This is a genomic window from Pseudorhodobacter sp. E13, assembly GCF_003991405.1.
Classification (GTDB): domain Bacteria; phylum Pseudomonadota; class Alphaproteobacteria; order Rhodobacterales; family Rhodobacteraceae; genus Pseudorhodobacter.
On the sequence record NZ_RPEN01000159.1, the window covers coordinates 1 to 18,371 of the forward strand.

Annotated in this window: 14 protein-coding genes, 2 tRNA genes and 1 pseudogene; 4 read left to right on the plus strand and 13 right to left on the minus strand. The window is 58.6% G+C overall.

The window, feature by feature from the left end; translation table 11 throughout:
• From EGN72_RS16085 to EGN72_RS16095, 3 genes and pseudogenes are all read right to left on the minus strand, one after another.
• Nucleotides 1-111: transposase (locus tag EGN72_RS16085; protein WP_148114235.1), on the minus strand; the 111-nt coding region annotated here is incomplete at its 3' end.
• A 360-nt stretch (nucleotides 112-471) separates the two neighbouring features.
• Nucleotides 472-3,846 (minus strand): Hint domain-containing protein, encoded by a 3,375-nt coding sequence (locus tag EGN72_RS16090; RefSeq protein ID WP_158623211.1) that lies wholly within the window; start codon nucleotides 3,844-3,846, stop codon nucleotides 472-474.
• Between the two features lie 325 nt (nucleotides 3,847-4,171).
• Nucleotides 4,172-4,914 (minus strand): annotated as a pseudogene (locus EGN72_RS16095) (potassium channel family protein).
• A gap of 537 nt (nucleotides 4,915-5,451) precedes the next feature.
• Between EGN72_RS16095 and EGN72_RS16100 the strand changes: the two are divergent.
• Complete coding sequence (locus EGN72_RS16100) at nucleotides 5,452-5,850, plus strand: XRE family transcriptional regulator (RefSeq protein ID WP_127049430.1); 399 nt, start codon at nucleotides 5,452-5,454, stop codon at nucleotides 5,848-5,850.
• 238 nt (nucleotides 5,851-6,088) lie between these two features.
• On the opposite strand, the gene EGN72_RS16105 is transcribed toward EGN72_RS16100, so the two are convergent.
• From EGN72_RS16105 to aspS, 7 genes are all read right to left on the minus strand, one after another.
• A complete protein-coding gene (locus EGN72_RS16105) occupies nucleotides 6,089-6,322 on the minus strand; it encodes an AlpA family transcriptional regulator (protein WP_127049433.1) in 234 nt (77 codons plus the stop codon).
• A 238-nt stretch (nucleotides 6,323-6,560) separates the two neighbouring features.
• A tRNA-Phe gene (locus EGN72_RS16110) sits at nucleotides 6,561-6,636 on the minus strand.
• 75 nt (nucleotides 6,637-6,711) lie between these two features.
• Nucleotides 6,712-6,888, minus strand: a complete 177-nt coding sequence (locus EGN72_RS16115; RefSeq protein ID WP_127049435.1) for a DNA gyrase inhibitor YacG — start codon at nucleotides 6,886-6,888, stop codon at nucleotides 6,712-6,714.
• Entirely contained in the window at nucleotides 6,885-7,928 is a 1,044-nt protein-coding gene (locus EGN72_RS16120; protein ID WP_127049437.1) for a ribonuclease E/G, read from the minus strand. Before EGN72_RS16120 ends, EGN72_RS16115 begins: the two co-directional genes overlap by 4 nt.
• Nucleotides 7,925-8,503, minus strand: a complete 579-nt coding sequence (locus EGN72_RS16125) for a nucleoside triphosphate pyrophosphatase (protein WP_127049439.1) — start codon at nucleotides 8,501-8,503, stop codon at nucleotides 7,925-7,927. Before EGN72_RS16125 ends, EGN72_RS16120 begins: the two co-directional genes overlap by 4 nt.
• A gap of 3 nt (nucleotides 8,504-8,506) precedes the next feature.
• Nucleotides 8,507-8,725 carry a translation initiation factor IF-1 gene (infA, locus tag EGN72_RS16130; RefSeq protein WP_050527196.1) on the minus strand — a complete coding sequence of 73 codons (219 nt, stop codon included), beginning with the start codon at nucleotides 8,723-8,725 and terminating at the stop codon, nucleotides 8,507-8,509.
• A 131-nt stretch (nucleotides 8,726-8,856) separates the two neighbouring features.
• A complete protein-coding gene (aspS, locus tag EGN72_RS16135; protein WP_127049441.1) occupies nucleotides 8,857-10,632 on the minus strand; it encodes an aspartate--tRNA ligase in 1,776 nt (591 codons plus the stop codon).
• Nucleotides 10,633-10,891: 259 nt separating this feature from the next.
• On the opposite strand from aspS, the gene EGN72_RS16140 reads away from it, so the two are divergent.
• Both EGN72_RS16140 and carB read left to right on the plus strand, forming a co-directional pair.
• Nucleotides 10,892-11,230: a DUF3147 family protein gene (locus EGN72_RS16140; RefSeq protein ID WP_127049443.1), complete on the plus strand. Its 339-nt coding sequence runs from the start codon at nucleotides 10,892-10,894 to the stop codon at nucleotides 11,228-11,230.
• Nucleotides 11,231-11,325: 95 nt separating this feature from the next.
• Complete coding sequence (gene carB / locus EGN72_RS16145) at nucleotides 11,326-14,652, plus strand: carbamoyl-phosphate synthase large subunit (RefSeq protein WP_127049445.1); 3,327 nt, start codon at nucleotides 11,326-11,328, stop codon at nucleotides 14,650-14,652.
• Between the two features lie 415 nt (nucleotides 14,653-15,067).
• Here carB and EGN72_RS16150 read toward each other — a convergent pair.
• Nucleotides 15,068-15,154 (minus strand) — tRNA-Leu (locus EGN72_RS16150).
• A 150-nt stretch (nucleotides 15,155-15,304) separates the two neighbouring features.
• Complete coding sequence (locus EGN72_RS16155) at nucleotides 15,305-16,669, minus strand: peptidoglycan-binding domain-containing protein (RefSeq protein WP_127049447.1); 1,365 nt, start codon at nucleotides 16,667-16,669, stop codon at nucleotides 15,305-15,307.
• Between the two features lie 148 nt (nucleotides 16,670-16,817).
• Between EGN72_RS16155 and lipB the strand changes: the two genes are divergently transcribed.
• Nucleotides 16,818-17,525: a lipoyl(octanoyl) transferase LipB gene (gene lipB, locus EGN72_RS16160; RefSeq protein ID WP_127049449.1), complete on the plus strand. Its 708-nt coding sequence runs from the start codon at nucleotides 16,818-16,820 to the stop codon at nucleotides 17,523-17,525.
• Here lipB and EGN72_RS16165 read toward each other — a convergent pair.
• The gene (locus EGN72_RS16165; RefSeq protein WP_127049451.1) at nucleotides 17,522-18,322 is read right to left on the minus strand and encodes a helix-turn-helix domain-containing protein; all 801 of its coding nucleotides are present in this window, start codon (nucleotides 18,320-18,322) and stop codon (nucleotides 17,522-17,524) included. The genes lipB and EGN72_RS16165 overlap by 4 nt on opposite strands.
• Nucleotides 18,323-18,371 lie beyond the last annotated feature (49 nt).

The following is an 18,371-nucleotide window of genomic DNA, read 5'->3' on the forward strand; positions in this document are numbered from 1 at the left end:
CGGGCAACAGACACCCAATCGCTCAGCCACCTCCCGCACCGGGTAGCCCCGATCCTCGACCTGCGCGACCGCATCGCGCTTGAACTCGTCTGTGAATTTAGCTCCGGACATCTCGTCCTCCTGGCTTCCAAAATTACCAAGCAAGGCGTCGACAAATCTAGGGGCTATTCATAATTCAGAACAGCACGCAGGCGTTTTTGGGTCAGCAGGTTGTGTCTCCGGTGAGCATACTGAGTCTTTAGGTTAGAAATTCGCTTTTGTTGGTCGGGATGGTGGATTTTAGCTGCAACTTTGTATGTGAGGTTCTGAACGTTGGGCGATGAGCTCCCGTTCGCTGCACGTCTGATATTGCCACACGATAAGATGAAAGAAGACTTTTATGCCTTAGCTTTTTGGTCTGAACCTACTCTGGGCCGAACACGCGTCAGTCCAAAGCCGTGGCAATAGTTGGGTGCGCAGCCAAGTTTCTGCTTAAGGCCAACCCGCGATTATCGGCGCTTCGTCGAACGAAGGCCGCTTTCCAAGCGGTATCCATTGGCCCATTCGTCTCGAGGACTTCAAGTCGGAGCGACGCGCAAGCGGATATGCGCGGCTACCATAGATGTTTGAAAGATCAGCAAGGTTGGTAATGCCAAGGAATGCTCTTTGCCGACAGGACCTGATTGCAGCTGCTATCCGCAGCCTCTCAACGACGGGTAACACCTGCAGGGCCTGTGGCCCCGGATACATGCTTTCGACAGCAGCACCCGCAGCAGACAACACGCCATGATGGTTCAGCAAAATGTGGTGGTAGCGCACGGTTTTGACGCCGTTTGCGACCCGCACGCCTCGCATGTTTGCCTCGGCCAAATGGCGCGCGCGCACGAACATGATATTTCCATCTGGCCGCTGCAAAGCGACGGCATGCTGCGGCGACAGGAGCAACGGCGTGGTGTTACCAATGGTGCCTGCGTCAAAATGGATCGGTTTGTCTGTGGGGTGCGCGGCAAGATCTGCGACGCTTAGACTGCGAGCACCGGCCCAGATAATGCGGGCGGGCCCGGCTTGTGTCTGCACCATGTCGCCCACTGTCAGGACCTCAACCGCGCACCAGCCGGTCGGCGTCTGGATCTGTGTGCCCGCAACAAAGCATGGGATGCCCATTTGCCCCATCGCTTGCTTGCCTTCCACTTGGCTGGGCGAAATTCCTTGCAAAATAACCGTTTCACCTTCGGGAAAGGTCAGGATCGCGTCGCCGGTGCCATCGCCGTTGGTGTCAGTCACCACGACGTCGCGCCACTTGACCGGATCACCAGACAACGTGCGCAGATCGGACACATCCAACTGATCGACGGTGTGGCCTTGGTCCAACGTCATGTCAAAATCGGTGACCGTGTCTGCGCCGCCAGATTGCGCCAAGGCAAAGGTATCTTGCCCTGCGCCACCCGTCAAAGTATCGGACCCCGCGCCGCCGGTTAGACGGTCATTTCCACCTTCACCGAAAAGCTGATCAGCGCCATCGCCACCGCTGACAGTATCATTACCGCCTCCGCCCAAAACGACATCGTCTCCGGCACCTGCCGTCAGGCTATCGTTCCCCTCTCCACCGAAGATGACGTCGTTACCGGCCCCACCGTCGATCGTATCATCGCCTTGATCACCAGTCAGGATATCGCCGCCGCCACCGCCATACAGGACGTCGTTGCCATCACCACCTTCGACTGAGTCGAAACCTGAACCACCATAGACCGTATCGTTTCCGGCACCGCCGAATGTGTAGTTGCCATCTGAATCCGAGCTGTGGATTTTGTCGTTGCCGTCGCCACCATAGAGATCATCATAACCACCGGTTCCGGTCCCGCCGTAAATGCTATCGTCGCCTAAGCCGCCATAAAGCGTGTCACTTCCTGCACCGCCAACAATGGTATCATTGCCCGCACCTGCATTGATCTCGGTGCCTGTGGTCGTATTCGACGCGTTGATATTGTCCGCGAATTCGGTGCCGTTGACGGCCTCAATGTCGTAGAAATAGCCAGAACCGCTTGCGCTACTGAACGAATATGTGCCTTGTTCATTGGCTGAATAAGTGACCGTGACACCGCTGGTTGCGTTTTCATCATTGAAATCCAGCGTGTCATCGTCGGTGCCGCCGCCACCGCCGAGGATCGTATCTTGGCCACCACTTTGGGTGATCAGGAAAGTGTCGGCATCATTGCCGCCGTCGATCAGCTCGTTACCTTCGCAAGACTGAAGCGTATCATTGCCCGCGCCGCCATAGAGCGTGTCGTTACCCGTCCAGCCTTGCATGACATCATTGCCGTCGCCACCATGCAGCAAATCATTACCAGCGCCGCCTAAGACAGTGTCATTGCCCGCACCGCCATAGACAGTGTCGGTGCCGCCCCAACTGTCGATGTAATCATCGCCCGCGCCGCCAAAAATGCTGTCATTGCCATTGGTGCCAAACGCAGTGTCATTGCCTGCACCCAGATCAAGCGTGACACCATTTTGTGACATTGTGCCATCAAAATAGTCATCTTTGCTTGTGGTGGTGATGGCCTCAATCTGGGAAAATGATATCGACCCAGAGCTGCCAGTGATCGCGCCTGCCTCATTCCCGGAATAGGAAACGGTAACGGGGTTTGAAAGCTGGCTCAGGTCTATTTTGTCAAAGTCGATGCCGCCTTCACCGCCGACAACAATGTCTGCGCCGAACCCATCTTCAAATTTGAAATAGTCACTATCATCGCCGCCATCGAGGCGGTCATTGCCCGTTCCACCGTATAGGCTATCGTTGCCGATGCCGCCATAAAGGCTGTCATCGCCATCGCCGCCATAGACGGAATCGTGGCCAGCATCACCCTTGACCGTATCATTGCCTGTGCCGCCACTGACATAGTCGTTACCCGCGCCACCCTCTAAGCTGTCGGCATCTTCCTGGCCATACAGCTGATCATTGCCATCACCGCCATACAAAACGTCAGTGCCCGTCCCGCCAACCAACGAGTCATCGCCCCCGCCGCCGTAAAGCGTGTCGTTACCGACTTCTCCTCTAAGCGTGTCATTGCCATCGCCGCCATAGAGTGCATCATTGCCTTCCTGCCCATACAAAAGATCTGCGCCGGCATCACCGTAAAGCGCATCATCGCCTTCATCGCCAACCAACGTATCGTTATCGGCACCGCCATAGATGGTATCGTTGCCCATCCCGCCGTGAATGCTGTCGTTGCCCGTGCCGCCATAAACGAGGTCATTGCCACTGCCCGTATCGACGGTATCATTGCCCGCGCCAGCATCAACTGTATCATTTCCGCCATAGGCATTCATCTTGGTACCATCAGCGTCAGTGTAGCTGGTCCCCATAGTGTCGTTGCCAGAGGTGCCGTTGACCGTTCCATCAAGAAATGCGTTTTTCTCCTGATTGATGGAAGAGCCGATGTTATTGTTCGCGTTTATCGAGTCCAATTTGATGGACTGGATCGGCTTTATGCCCAGCGCGGTGTTGTTGGCATGCCCTGCCACCCAAGGCGCCAAAAAGGTCCGGCCTGCTGCGTCTTGCATGACGACGACAACAACGTTGCCAGTCGTGCCGTCATTATAGGTTATGGTCGCGTTATAGCCCACAATGGAATCGAACGTGGAGGAAACGCCGTTATAGGTCAGTTGTTCGCCGGTTTGGCCACCGCTGTTGGTGCGAACGACACCATCGTTATCTGCATCCGTAGTCGTCAGGCTTTTGATATTGTTATAAAGCGGGGCTCCGGAGCCACCGAACTTCTGGCCAACCAAATTTCCAGCGTTTTCTGCAACATAGTCGTTTTCATTCGTATCCATGTCGGCGAAGGTGCCGAGGTAGAACACTTCCATAGTGTTGGTTGCCATACTGAATTCCACACTGAGGACAAAGGGTTGCGACCATTAAAGAGGCAGGGTGCGCGCCTTTGGAACCTACTGCGGAAACGTAAAACTTCGCTTCAAGTCGCCTAGTTTGATTCAGAGAAGTGCTTAAAGACTGTGTCTAAAGCAATCTGCATTTGAACGGTAAAAATCCCATCATCCCTGAATCGCTTTGGTTCATGTGTGAACGGCCAAACCTTTTTTGACGTGATCGCCATGCAATTGGGTCGTGTGGGGCCGGGAAACAGAATCTGCGGCGCAGTCATATACCGGTGTCGCCCTCGGTCTCGATCTTCTACACTTCGCCACAATGCTTGCAGTGAATAGCGTCTGTTTCGTGCCAGTTCAGGCCACATTCTGGGCATTTATGCTTTATCTTGGCAGGTTGGAAAATCGCGCGCACCAATTGAAGAAAGCGCCACACCAACGACCATGATGAACACCGACAACAGCTTGCCGCCTGTGGTTGTGATGGTGATGACGCCAAAGCCTGTCGTCGTCAGCGTCGCCACTGTAAAGTAAAGCGCGTCAACATAGCCAACGATGCCAGCGCCCTCATCAAAGGCCAACACAAACACCAGCGACGTGGTCACAAGATGAAGACGAACAAGTTGACAGCGGCGAGTATCGCGTCTCCATGGCGGCGAAAGAATAGGCTTTCGCGCCGAAGGTCACGCAGCAGGTGGTAGGCGTGGATCGGTCGCAGGCCCCGCAGCACGCGCAGGAAAGCAAAATTACCGGTGATGAGCGGGGCCAACAAAACGGATAGCAGGACGAGCAAATCCGCAATGGTATAAATGCGCAGCAATTCGCGGCGCAGGTTTTCAGATATCCAGAACCGCGCCACGGGGTCTAGCAGTATGAGCAGGCCGAGCCCCGTATTAACCGTTGTCAAAACCTGCGTTGCAGGCAGGGCCGCTGTGGCAATGAAATAGACGATGCTTAAGGCATCATAATGATCAACCCATATCGAAACCGCCGGGCGCGCTGGCTTTGACCGGTATAGAGCAACCTGATAGTTCGGTGCAGTTCTTCCATCTGCGCAACTTGTCACAAGTATATACCCAAGGCCAGAACCGTCCACAGGCTGACAAACGTGCGGGGGCGTGCAGTTGTCATCTGGCAGCCCGGCCGTTGTGTCGCCTATTCGCCTCGGGGCAATTGATAGGCTGAAAACCTGACAGTCACTGCGGCAAGCGCCGAAGTCTGTTGTGTAGCAGTTGCAGCGCAGCATCACTTCGGCCGATGGACAACAGGTCTGGGTCGTTCCTCTTTTTCATTCCAAAGTGGATGAAGCACCTTCAAGTTGTATTTTTTTCATCCCAGCAGTAAGCGTCAAACGCAGTCATTCACGCCAAGAAGGCGGACATCCAGCGCTATTACCTCCCTCACCATTCCTCTGTGTGGGGGCGGAGGATTGAGCCACCCCGATCTGCCGACACTGGCTGCATCCCCATCGACAGGTCATGTTTTTCCTAGGACTTCGCATGTCCCAAGCGACCACGAAAACTCCCACCCGACCGTTCTGATGCAACGCGGTAAAATAAGTCATGTAACCAACCACATGAGAAGAACATGACCAATCCATACCAAAACACCGCGACAGCAAAACTTGTCGCTGACCGCATCCGTGACCTGTCGCATCGCAAGACCCAAGCTGAGATTGCGTCCGATGCGACTTTTGCCAACACCAACAAGATGACCTTCCTCAAGAACGGTAAGAACAAGGTGCCCCTGGACTGTGTTCCGTCCTTGGCCAGAGCTTTGGAAGTGGACCCTGCATACCTGTGGCGTCTTGCTTTAGACCAAGCAGTGGGTTCGACGGCTGCAAAAGCGATCACCGATATCTTCGGGACGCCCGCAACCCGAAATGAACGCGGCTGGCCGGATGAACTGCGAGATGCATCAGACAACACCGACCCGCGTCTCACGGCTCGTTCGCGGGCTGCACTCAGGGGAATATTCGGCAAATGAGCGAAGCCATCTTCACATCGCCCACGGCCCCAGCGGGACCGTGGGACCAACTGACCGAGAATGAAAAGGCTTGGATTATGTTCATCCGGGTCATCAGTGGCGGTCGCGATCCACGCATCACTCCGAACGCGACCGGGCTTAGAGGAAACTGCTAAACACGGGATGAGGCGTCGGTTCGGGAAACGTCAGCTTTTTCCCATGACAGGTCACGCAACGTAATGGTTGTGGCAATGTATTCTCACTTTGAGCAAGAAAGGGAGCTTGCGTGCGTCATAAAGCAGGTCTGCAACTTGCTGTCTTGCTCGATGATGTCATTCAGCCGCCACCGCGTGCACCCTAGGCCAACTTTAACCGCACGAGGAAAATCCCCACTACGCTTCCAACGCCAGATCGTGGCGGTGGATACTCGATATCGCTCTGCGACCTCTTCCACTGTGAAATAGATGTTGTCTGTTTCGAAGTGTTTCGTCATCTTTTATCCTCGGCTTACTTCTTCATTGGGGTGATATTCCTGCTACAGACAGGATTCGCAAAATCCGCCGTTTGGATTTTGATTTTTGACAAAGAATCTTTGTCATCGAAGCAAATAGTGTCGACCACAAACCAGAGAAACATTTGCGTAAAGTAGTCCAGAGGTAGTCCGGAAACACAGAAATCTATTGCATGCAAAGGCGATCGCATGGGTAGCTTTATGATTGCAGAGAGTTAAGTGGTGCCCGGAGACGGATTTGAACCGCCGACACGCGGATTTTCAATCCGCTGCTCTACCAACTGAGCTATCCGGGCACGTGAGCGCGGTATTAGGACAGGGCGCGGGGGCTGTCCAGAGGGTTTGCGCAAAAAAACCGCGTGCCATGCAAATTACTGGCGCGGCGGTGCGGGGGGCTGGTTGAGGTCGTCGTCATCCTCATCCACGGCCTCTGCCGGAATGGCATAGGACCCCGATAGCCACTTGCCCAAATCCACATCCGCGCAGCGGCGCGAGCAGAAGGGGCGGTATTTCGGGTCGGCCTCGCGTTTGCAGATCGGGCAACTCATGCGCCAACCTCCAGTACCTCGGCCAGGTTCAAACGGTCGCGTTTGCGGACCAGCTCGTAAAGGCCCAGCGTTGTCCATCCGACCAGATTTGTCTCGGCAGATTCGCCTTTGAAGGCCGCGCGCAGCACTTGGTCCAGCACGGCGCGGTCGCGTTTGGGCATTGGCGCAAAATCCACCACGATCTGGCCGCCAAGGCCGCGCAAGCGCAACTGGCGTGGCAGGTCGCGGGCTGCGGCGATATTGGCCTTCAGCCCCGCCGCCGGGCTGGTATCGCCGCCCGTGTTCACATCCACGGCCAGCACGGCGCGGGTGGGTTCGATCATCATATGGCCTGCGCCGGGCAAATCGACGCGCGGCTCCAGCACTGCGTCGATCATTTCCAGCACACCGAGATCGGCAAAACCGCCCTCCACCACCTCATCAGGGGCGGGGTCGGCCCAATCCCGCCACGCGGTTTCCTGCGCCGAAGCACCTTCGACCAGCAGTTCCGGCCCGCCGTCGGTATCGGCCAGCACAGCCTCGGCCAATGCGCGCACAGCGGCGACATCGGCGGCAATCTCATCGCTGTCCACATCGGCGCAGGCAGAGCGCAGGATCAGCCCCAAACCCTCTGCCGCGCCGGCCATGCCTGCGACAGCCAGCGCCTCCAACGCGGCGCGCAAGCCTTCGTCCTTGATCCGGCGCGAGATATTGCACCCCGGCGCGCCCGGTGTCGCAATCGCATAGCGGCTTTTGAACAAAAGCCGGGTGGTGACGGGCACGGCCTTGCCCGGCTCTGCCGGTCCCGTGACCTGCACCAACAGCTTTGCCCCGGGTGCTATGCCCGATGTTTGGCGCAAGAACCCGCTGCCTTCGGGCAGTTTGACGAAAACGCCGCCCTGCCCTTTCATCAAACGATCGGCGACGCAGCGGTAAATCGCCCCCGGCAGCGCCTCATCCCCCGCAGGATCGACCAGCAGGTCTTGCAACTGGCCATCGACAAGCAGCGCGGCGGCTGGCCTGCCCTGCACCTCATCCAGAACGACAATCCGGCCCTTCATTCTGTATCCTTCCAAACCGGATATCCTGCGGTGGCAAGCATTGCGGCGGTTTCGGCCACAGGAAGGCCCATGATTGCGGTGAATGAGCCCGAAATCCACGGGATAAAGGCCCCGGCAAGCCCTTGGATGCCATAGCCACCCGCCTTGCCGCGCCAATCATTGCTGGCCAGATAGGCGTTCAACTCTGCGTCCGACAGCCGCTTCATTTTCACGGCGGACACCACTTCGCGCGTCCAGACTTGCGCGCCGCGCCGCAGGGCGACAGCGGTGATCACCGAATGCCTGCGCCCGCCAAGGGCCAGCAGAAACTCCGCCGCCTGCCCTGCATCCACGGGCTTGCCCATGATCCGACGGCCCAGCGCCACCGTGGTATCGGCACAAAGCACAATATCTTCCGGCCCAGCCGCGACCGCCATCGCCTTTGCCTTGGCGATCCGGGCGCAATAGGGGCGCGGAAGTTCCGCCTTCAGCGGGTCTTCGTTGATATCAGGGGGCAAAACCGCATCCGGCACCACACCAATCTGCGCCAACAGGTCAAGCCTGCGCGGGCTGGCAGAGCCGAGAATCAGGCGCATGGTTTACTTGAAGCGGTAGTTGATACGGCCTTTGGACAGGTCATAGGGGGTCATTTCCACCTGAACCTTGTCGCCTGCCAACACGCGGATGCGGTTTTTGCGCATCTTGCCTGCCATTGTCGCGATCAATTCATGGCCGTTCTCAAGTTCGACCTTGAATGTCGCATTCGGCAGGAGTTCCTTGACGACACCGGGGAATTCGAGAATGTCTTCTTTGGCCATGGTCACTCCAATAAGGTTGAGCCCGCAAAACATGCGGGCTTTCGCGGGCATATGCGCCCAAGCGGGCCGATTTTCAAGCGCAAAGTGCAAAAGCAGTGGCCCCAAGCGGTGAAACTTGGGGCAAAACCGGCTTATTCCTTTGGAATCACGCGCAGATGCAACTCGCGCAGCTGTTCATTCGTGGGGTCAGAGGGCGCGTTCATCAACAGGTCCTCGGCGCGCTGGTTCATCGGGAACATGATGACCTCGCGGATATTGGCCTCATCCGCCAGCAGCATCACGATCCGGTCGATGCCTGCCGCACAGCCGCCATGGGGTGGGGCGCCGTATTTGAACGCCTTGACCATGCCACCAAAGCGCTTGTTCACCTCGTCATTCGGGTAACCGGCGATTTCAAACGCTTTATACATGATTTCCGGCTTGTGGTTGCGGATGCCGCCGGAAATCAGTTCATAGCCGTTGCAGGCCAGATCATACTGATAGGCATAGACTTGCAGCGGATCACCTTGCAGCGCCTCCATCCCGCCTTGGGGCATGGAGAAGGGGTTGTGCGAGAAATCGATCTTGCCTTCGTCGTCTTTTTCGAACATCGGGAAATCAACGATCCAGGCAAAGCGGAACGTATCAGTTTCGGACAGGCCAAGCTCATTGCCAATCTCGTTGCGGGCGCGGCCGGCAACGGCCTGAAAGGTTTCGGGCTTGCCACCAAGGAAGAAGGCAGCATCGCCTTCGTTCAGGCCAAGCTGCACGCGGATCGCCTCGGTGCGTTCCGGCCCGATGTTCTTGGCAAGCGGGCCTGCGGCCTCCATGCTGCCATCTTCGGCTTTGCGCCAGAAGATATAGCCCATGCCGGGAAGGCCCTGGCTTTGTGCAAAGGCGTTCATGCGGTCACAGAACTTGCGGGAACCGCCTGTGGGGGCGGGAATGGCGCGAACCTCGTTGCCTTCGGATTCCAGCAGCTTGGCGAAAATCGCAAAGCCGGAGCCGCGGAAATGCTCGGACACGTCCTGCATCTTGATCGGGTTGCGCAGGTCGGGCTTGTCAGAGCCATACCATTTCAGCGCATCATTATAGGCGATCAGCGGCCAGTCGGTATCAACCTTCTTGCCGCGCCCGAATTCTTCAAAAATACCCTGAATGACAGGCTGCACGGCGGCGAACACGTCTTCCTGCTTGACGAAAGACATTTCAATATCAAGCTGGTAGAAATCCGTCGGGGACCGGTCGGCGCGCGGGTCTTCGTCGCGGAAGCAAGGCGCGATTTGGAAATATTTGTCGAAACCCGAGACCATGATCAACTGCTTGAACTGCTGCGGGGCCTGCGGCAGGGCATAGAATTTGCCGGGGTGCAGACGGCTGGGCACCAGAAAATCCCGCGCACCTTCGGGGCTGGAGGCGGTAATGATCGGGGTTTGGAATTCGTTGAAACCTTGGTCCCACATCCGGTTGCGGATGGAACGCACGACGTTGGAACGCAGCATCATATTGGCGTGCAGCTTGTCACGGCGCAGGTCGAGGAAGCGATAGGTCAGGCGGGTTTCTTCGGGGTAGTCCACCTCTCCGAAGACGGGCATCGGCAGTTCATCCGCCGCACCCAGCACTTCCATGCCACGGGCATAAACCTCAATCTCACCGGTGGGGAGTTTCGGGTTCACGAGGCTGGCATCGCGCGCCTTGACCGTGCCGTCGATCCGGATCACCCATTCGGCGCGGACCTTTTCAAGGTCTTTGAAGGCCGGGCTGTCGCTGTCGGCCAGAACCTGCGTGATGCCGTAATGGTCACGCAGGTCCATGAACAAGACACCGCCATGATCGCGGACCCGATGCACCCAGCCGGACAGGCGGATATCTTGCCCCACATGCGAGGCGTTGAGTTGGGCGCAAGTATGGCTGCGATAGGCGTGCATCATCATCCCCTTTCAGAGGGCTTATTTTCCGGTCCCGCTGATACACATCGCGCGGGCGGTGAAGTCAAGCCCAAGCAGGATTTGAACGGCCGCGAGGGGGTGCCGCCCGCAGGGGCATCGAGCCCCTTTGGGCGGCTTTGGCGCGGGTGGCAAGCTGCGGGGCTGCGCCCGGATCGCGGGTCGGTGGTTGGGGCGGGATTTAGGTATTTTTGCCAAGATGAAAGCCGTAAGGTGGTGTTGGGTGACTGTCGGGGGGCGGATGTTCTATCTTTTCATCAAGGCGGCGATATCGGGGGTGTTGATTGCACTGGCATCCGAGGTCGCGCGGCGGCATGCGGGGTTTGGGGCCTTGATTGCCTCTCTGCCCTTGGTGTCGTTGCTGGGGATGATCTGGCTGTGGCGTGATACCGGGGACCCGGTGCGGCTGGCCGATCATGCGGCGGCCACGCTGTGGTATGTGATTCCCTCTCTGCCGATGTTTGTGCTGATTCCGGCGCTGTTGCGGCGCGGCATTGGCTTTTGGCCCGCGCTTTTGGCCGGTTGCGCGGTGACGGTGTTGCTTTACCTTATTGCCATCTGGGCGATGGGCCGTGCCTGAACGGCCTTTGCCCAAGAGGTAGCCCCGATAGCCCCTTGCACCCCGCCGCGTGGCCGTTATAACCCACAAAATTTTGCGCAGATGGGGGCCTGACCATGCCGAAAAGAACCGACATCAAATCCATCATGATTATTGGTGCAGGGCCCATCGTCATTGGTCAGGCCTGCGAGTTTGACTATTCCGGTGCGCAGGCTTGCAAGGCGCTGCGCGAGGAAGGCTACCGCGTTATCCTCGTCAACTCCAACCCGGCCACCATCATGACCGATCCGGGCCTTGCCGATGCGACCTATATCGAGCCGATCACCCCTGAGGTGGTTGCCAAGATCATCGAGAAAGAGCGCCCCGATGCGCTGCTGCCGACGATGGGCGGACAGACGGGCCTGAACACCGCTTTGGCGCTGGCAGATATGGGTGTGTTGGAAAAGTATAATGTTGAACTGATCGGGGCCAAGCGCGCCGCCATCGAAATGGCAGAAGATCGCAAGTTGTTCCGTGAGGCGATGGACCGCATCGGCTTGGAAAACCCGAAAGCGACGATCATTGCCGCCCCCAAGGTGAACGGCAAATATGACATCAAGGCCGGGGTGGCCGAGGCGATGGCCGCGATTGAATATGTGGGCCTGCCCGCCATCATCCGCCCTGCCTTCACGCTGGGCGGCACGGGCGGTGGTGTGGCCTATAACCGCGACGACTATGAGGCGATCTGCCGCAGCGGTCTGGAAGCCAGCCCGATGGCGCAGATTCTGGTCGATGAATCGCTGCTGGGGTGGAAAGAATATGAGATGGAGGTGGTGCGCGATACCGCCGACAACGCCATCATCATCTGCGCCATTGAAAACGTCGACCCGATGGGCGTGCATACCGGGGACAGCATCACCGTGGCCCCTGCCCTGACGCTGACGGACAAGGAATATCAGATCATGCGCTCGGCCTCTATCGCTGTGCTGCGCGAGATCGGGGTGGAAACCGGCGGGTCCAACGTGCAATGGGCGGTGAACCCGGTGGATGGCCGCATGGTGGTGATTGAGATGAACCCGCGCGTGTCGCGATCCTCGGCGCTGGCGTCGAAGGCAACGGGTTTCCCGATTGCCAAGGTCGCGGCGAAACTGGCGGTGGGCTATACGCTGGACGAATTGGACAACGATATCACAAAAGTGACACCCGCGTCCTTTGAACCCTCTATAGATTATGTGGTCACCAAGATCCCAAGGTTCGCTTTTGAAAAGTTTCCGGGGTCAGAGCCGAACCTGACCACCGCGATGAAATCGGTGGGTGAGGTGATGGCGATTGGCCGGACCATCCACGAAAGCATGCAAAAGGCGCTGGCGTCTTTGGAAACCGGGCTTTCGGGTTTTGACGAGATTACCATTCCCGGTGCGCCGGACCGTGCCGCGATTTTCAAGGCGCTGGGTCAGCAAACCCCGGACCGTCTGCGCGTGATCGCCCAAGCGATGCGCGAAGGGCTGAGCAATGACGAAATTCAGGGGGCTACTTCGTTTGATCCGTGGTTCCTTGCCCGGATTCGTGAAATCGTTGAGGTGGAGGCCAGCATCCGCCACGATGGCCTGCCCACCAACCCGGACGCCCTGCGCCGGTTGAAGATGTTTGGCTTCACCGATGCGCGTCTTGCCACGCTGACCGGGCGCGATGAAGGCCAAGTGCGCCGCGCGCGCCGCAATCTTGGCGTCAACGCCGTGTTCAAACGCATCGACACCTGCGCCGCCGAGTTTGAGGCGCAGACCCCTTACATGTATTCCACCTACGAATCCCCTGTGATGGGCGATGTGGAATGTGAGGCGCGGCCTTCGAATGCCAAGAAAGTGGTGATTCTCGGCGGTGGCCCGAACCGCATCGGCCAAGGCATCGAGTTTGATTATTGCTGCTGCCATGCCTGCTATGCCCTGACGGCGGCGGGCTACGAGACCATCATGATCAACTGCAACCCCGAAACCGTGTCGACCGATTATGACACCTCTGACCGGTTGTATTTTGAGCCTTTGACGTTGGAGCATGTGCTGGAAATTCTGCGGGTAGAGCAGGAAAACGGCACGTTGCACGGGGTGATCGTGCAATTCGGCGGCCAGACGCCGCTAAAGCTGGCCAATGCGCTGCATGATGAAGGCATCCCGATCCTTGGCACCAGCCCCGATGCAATTGATCTGGCCGAGGACCGTGAGCGGTTCCAGCAGCTTTTGCAAAAGCTGGGCCTGCGTCAGCCGCATAATGGCACCGCGCGCAGCCGGGATGAGGCCTTTGCCGTGGCTGCCGAAGTGGGCTACCCGCTGGTGATCCGCCCGTCGTTCGTTCTGGGTGGCCGTGCGATGGAAATCATCCGCGATGACGCGCAACTGGAACGCTATATCCGTGAGGCGGTGCAGGTTTCCGGCAAGAACCCGGTGCTGCTGGACAGCTATCTGTCCGGCGCGATTGAGGTCGATGTCGATGCGCTGTCGGATGGGCATAACGTCCATGTCGCGGGTATCATGGAACATATTGAGGAGGCGGGTGTCCATTCCGGCGATTCTGCCTGTTCGTTGCCGCCGCATTCGCTGTCGCCCGCGATCATCGAGGAGTTGAAGGCGCAAACCGTGGCCATGGCCCGCGCCTTGAACGTGGTGGGCCTGATGAACGTGCAATTCGCGCTGAAAGGTGATGATATTTATGTGCTGGAGGTGAACCCGCGCGCGTCTCGCACCGTGCCTTTCGTTGCCAAAGCCACCGATAGCGCGATTGCCTCTATCGCCGCGCGCCTGATGGCGGGCGAGCCGATGGGCAATTTCCCGATGCGCGCGCCCTATGCCAGCGATGTTGGCCCCGATACCGATCTGCCGCTGGCCGATCCGATGACGCTGGCCAACCCGATCACACCGTGGTTCAGCGTCAAAGAGGCCGTGCTGCCCTTTGCCCGCTTCCCCGGTGTTGACCCGCTGCTCGGGCCGGAAATGCGCTCCACCGGTGAGGTGATGGGCTGGGACCGTAGCTTCCCGCTGGCCTTCCTGAAGGCGCAGATGGGTGCGGGCAACGACCTGCCGACCGAGGGCCGCGTGTTTCTGTCCATCAAGGACATGGACAAAACCGACGCCATGGCCGCCGCCGCGCGTGATCTCATCACCATGGGGTTTGAAATCGTGGCGACCAAAGGCACGGCCACATGGCTGGAGCAGGTTGGGGCCAAGGCAACCGCAGTGAACAAGGTTTATGAAGGCCGCCCGAACATCGTGGACCGGTTGAAAAACGGCGATATCGCCTTGGTGATGAACACAACCGAAGGCGCCCAATCGCTGAACGACAGTCGCGACATCCGCAAAGTCGCGCTGTTCGACAAGATCCCTTATTTCACCACCGCCGCAGGGTCCATCGCCGCTGTCAGCGCGATGAAAGCCCGGGGCGAAGGCATCGGGGTGCGGACGCTTCAGGGCTGATCTGACGAAACCGATCTGAACTGTCCGGCCCGGCATATCGCGCGGGGGCATCCGACAAAAGGCTGGGCGGTTCATTCGGCATAAGTGCCAGAATGGGCCGCTTCAGCGTCGGTGCCCTGCTTGCCGGAAAGCCTTGACAGGGTGCGGAATGGCTTGCTGCTGCGGCCCGTTTCGTCACAGGGCGTCGCAGGGTGAAACCTCCCAAGCCAGAGTATCCAGCGATGCCGCGCGCAGGAAAGCGGCCTTAGGTTGATTTGCAGAAAAGCCCAGCGCCTTCGGAAATAACGCCCCGTGCAAACACCGCAGTTTTACGCACGCAATGGCGCGAACTGACCTTGATGACGGCAGCGCACAGGTAAATCTAATTTTGTAGGGATTTTCCGGCCTACGACCCATTGCGGGGGCTAGGGCCAAGTGGTGCGGTCGGGGGGACTCGAACCCCCACTCCGGTTAAAGAACAGCGACCTCAACGCTGCGCGTCTACCAATTCCGCCACGACCGCACAGTCCTGACCAGCGGGGTCATAGCGAAGGCCGCGACAGACCTCAAGTTTAATTTTGCAGGAAAAGAGTCGACGGATCGCGCAAGCGCCCAAAAACAAACCGCCGCAAGGTTTCCCCCTGCGGCGGAGATGAAAAACAGCCTCTGGCCCTTACGGGTTCGCCGAGTTCCCCGGCACCACAAAGGACGGCAGAGCCGAAGCCGGTACAGGGGCACCAGGCACCGTGGACCCCGGCAAACTGCGCCCCGCAGCGGAATAGGCCGCCAGACGGATCAGCGCGGCACGGTCCGCCATGCCGGGTGCGAAAACCTCGGTGCTGCCATCAGTGGCGGCGGTGAAGGCATGCTCATACCACGGCAAAGACAGATCACTGCGCTGTGCGGCCCCGATGCCCGAAGCCAAGTGATGGCCCATCAACTCAGCGTAGGCCACCTCGCCCAGCGTGGTCAGGATCAGTGCAGAACCGATGGCCACATCCATGTTATCGGTGACATAACCGACACCAAGACAGATGCGCGCAGTGCCCGACAATTGCGCAGGTGCCATGCCAGACCCCAGCACGAAGCCAGAAACGCCTTGCATCACCTCTTCGCGGGATTTCAGCGACAGCGCGGCGACATGTTCCTTCATCACCGGGCCAAACCCTTCGCATTGCTGGGCGATCTGCTGCGGGGTAAAGCCTGCAACCTTGGCCACCAACTCCTCGCCCTGCGCGATGGCATAGGTCCGGGCAAGGCAGAATTGTTCAGACAAGGTGAAGGCCGGGTCTGTCATCGTGACTTGCGTGACAAAACCACCGTTGGAATTTGTGACCAACGACACCTTGTTGCAATGGCTGGCAAGCGAGGCTTGTGTCGCCCCCTGCCCCATGAAGGACGGCAGAGCCGTTGCTGCGGTGGCGGCGGCACCAAATTGCGGCACAGCGGCTGCGACAGGGTTGGTTCCGGCGGCAAAGCCAAGTTGCGGCACACCGGGTTGCACACCGGGTTGCACTGCGGCCATTTGCCCCCCGGCGGCGGGCACACCAAGTTTTTCATCGCGATAGGTGAACAACAACGCCTTGGTGCCGCGCGGATCGCTGGCGACCTGTTGCAGCGTCATCGCGCCCCCCGCCTGCGCCCGGTAATAGCCCTGCACCAGCAGGTCTTGTTCCCAGCTGTTCAGGTTTCCCGTTGGCGCAAAGCCCAAAAGCGCCTGATATTGCGAAATGGCCGCCCGTGACTTCGGCCCGATGGACCCATCCGGCGTGCCAACAGGGAAGCCAAAGTAATTCAGCGCAACCTGCACTTCGCGATTGGCTTCGCGTTGGCTGGACGAAACCGAAGGCTTGGTGGATTTGCGCGGCGCGGCTTTGCGGGTGGTCGTGCGCTTTTGTTTATTGGCACCATTCACGATGGCCCCGCCGATAATACCGCCAATGATCCCACCAACCAAAGCGTCCCCGGCCAAGGCGGGAACCGGCGAAAACACCAACGCGGCGGCAACGCATGTGCTTGCAATTCGTTTGAAATGCATTTGAAAACTCCGTCCTGAATAATTAGATCGACTCAAACCATGTGAAAGGTTAGCACGCTGTGCCAAAGTTGCTAAGCGTTTTCACTTGGCGGCAGGCTATTCCTGCCTGTCCCGCCCCTTTGTTTTTCCTGCCGTGAAGGACGCGCCCATGCCGCAAACATGCCCTGCCCCAGCGCCCACACCCCCAACCGGCCACGCCGTTGAATGGCGCGTTCTGGATGGGCTGGCGCCCTATGCGGAAACCCTTGCCGCGATGGAGGCGCGCGTGGCCCAGATTGCGGCGGGCACAGCCCCCGAAGCGGTCTGGTTGCTGGAACACCCGCCGCTTTACACCGCAGGCACCAGCGCCCAACCTGCCGATCTGGTGGAGCCAGAGCGCTTTCCGGTGCATGTCGCGGGCCGGGGCGGGCAATACACCTATCACGGTCCGGGGCAGCGTGTGGCCTATGTCATGCTGGATCTGAACCGGCGTGGGCGCGATGTGCGCAAATTCGTCTGCGCACTGGAAAACTGGGTGATCCAGACCCTGGCCAGTTTCAACGTCACGGGCGAGCACCGGGCCGGGCGTGTCGGCGTCTGGGTGGTGCGCCCCGATCGGCGCGGTATCGACGGGCAGCTTGCCGAGGACAAGATTGCGGCGATTGGCGTCAAATTGCGCAAATGGGTCAGCTTTCACGGCATTTCCATCAATGTCGAACCGGATCTGAGCCATTTCACCGGGATCGTCCCCTGTGGCATTGCCGACCACGGCGTCACCAGCCTTGTCGATCTGGGCCTTCCGGTCACGATGGATGATCTGGATGTTGCCTTGCACAGCAGCTTTGAACAGCAATTCGGCCCGACGGATCGCAGCTAGTTCAACGGCAGGTTCAACATCTGGCGGATCGGCAGCGCAACCTCACCCTCGCCGACAAAGGTGGGCTGACGCCGCAGCGCCAGCGCCTCGCGAAAACCGTTGGGCAAATGTTCCATGAACACGCGGCACATCCGGCGCCGTCCCGGCACCTCTGCCCGCCCGACCGTGGCAAAGCCAAAGAAACCGGAAACACTGTTCATCATCGACAAAGGGCTGATGAAAAGATGCGAGACATTCTGCGCGGGCGGCTGGTGATAGAAAACGATCGAAAACCCATCGGAATGGTGGTGCAGCACGCCCCGGAATTCCCGCCGCAACAGCTTCACCTGCTGTGTATAGATTTCCGGCGCGTCAAACCCACGCACCACCCGCGCGCCTTTATGGGTCTTGATGAACACCGGGAAACGGACAAACTTGTCCATCACCGCCATGGAAGGCCGCAGGATACTATAAAAACCATCGGGCAAATCATCGTAACCCCGGGCAAAGTAATCTTGGCTGGCACAGGCAAAGCGGATTGCTTCGACCATGCTGCTTTGCCCTGCGGTCGGTGCCGCCGTTTCGTTGCGCATACGCGACAAAAGCGCGGGCGTCAGGGCTTCGGTGACGATCCGGGCATCAACGTTAAAATACGCGCATATCTGCTCAAGGATATGGGGTTTCGGAAAGCTCTCGCCGCGCAAGAAGCGTTGGAACTGGATTTTGGATAAGCCAAGATCGCCACTGGCCTGCGCCAGAGTGCCACGCTCTGTTGCAAGGGCACGCAGATTTTGCCCGAACACTTTCAAAACAGACATCGGCTCACCCGAAATTACACCGAAAAAGTGTATACGAATACGCCGGTCA

Bases quoted from the DNA above. Each gene is read 5' to 3' on its own strand.
- EGN72_RS16090 (WP_158623211.1), bottom strand. From the start codon at position 3,846: ATGGAAGTGTTCTACCTCGGCACCTTCGCCGACATGGATACGAATGAA.
- EGN72_RS16100 (WP_127049430.1), top strand. From the start codon at position 5,452: ATGACCAATCCATACCAAAACACCGCGACAGCAAAACTTGTCGCTGAC.
- EGN72_RS16105 (WP_127049433.1), bottom strand. From the start codon at position 6,322: ATGACGAAACACTTCGAAACAGACAACATCTATTTCACAGTGGAAGAG.
- EGN72_RS16115 (WP_127049435.1), bottom strand. From the start codon at position 6,888: ATGAGTTGCCCGATCTGCAAACGCGAGGCCGACCCGAAATACCGCCCC.
- EGN72_RS16120 (WP_127049437.1), bottom strand. From the start codon at position 7,928: ATGAAGGGCCGGATTGTCGTTCTGGATGAGGTGCAGGGCAGGCCAGCC.
- EGN72_RS16125 (WP_127049439.1), bottom strand. From the start codon at position 8,503: ATGCGCCTGATTCTCGGCTCTGCCAGCCCGCGCAGGCTTGACCTGTTG.
- infA (WP_050527196.1), bottom strand. From the start codon at position 8,725: ATGGCCAAAGAAGACATTCTCGAATTCCCCGGTGTCGTCAAGGAACTC.
- aspS (WP_127049441.1), bottom strand. From the start codon at position 10,632: ATGCACGCCTATCGCAGCCATACTTGCGCCCAACTCAACGCCTCGCAT.
- EGN72_RS16140 (WP_127049443.1), top strand. From the start codon at position 10,892: ATGTTCTATCTTTTCATCAAGGCGGCGATATCGGGGGTGTTGATTGCA.
- carB (WP_127049445.1), top strand. From the start codon at position 11,326: ATGCCGAAAAGAACCGACATCAAATCCATCATGATTATTGGTGCAGGG.
- EGN72_RS16155 (WP_127049447.1), bottom strand. From the start codon at position 16,669: ATGCATTTCAAACGAATTGCAAGCACATGCGTTGCCGCCGCGTTGGTG.
- lipB (WP_127049449.1), top strand. From the start codon at position 16,818: ATGCCGCAAACATGCCCTGCCCCAGCGCCCACACCCCCAACCGGCCAC.
- EGN72_RS16165 (WP_127049451.1), bottom strand. From the start codon at position 18,322: ATGTCTGTTTTGAAAGTGTTCGGGCAAAATCTGCGTGCCCTTGCAACA.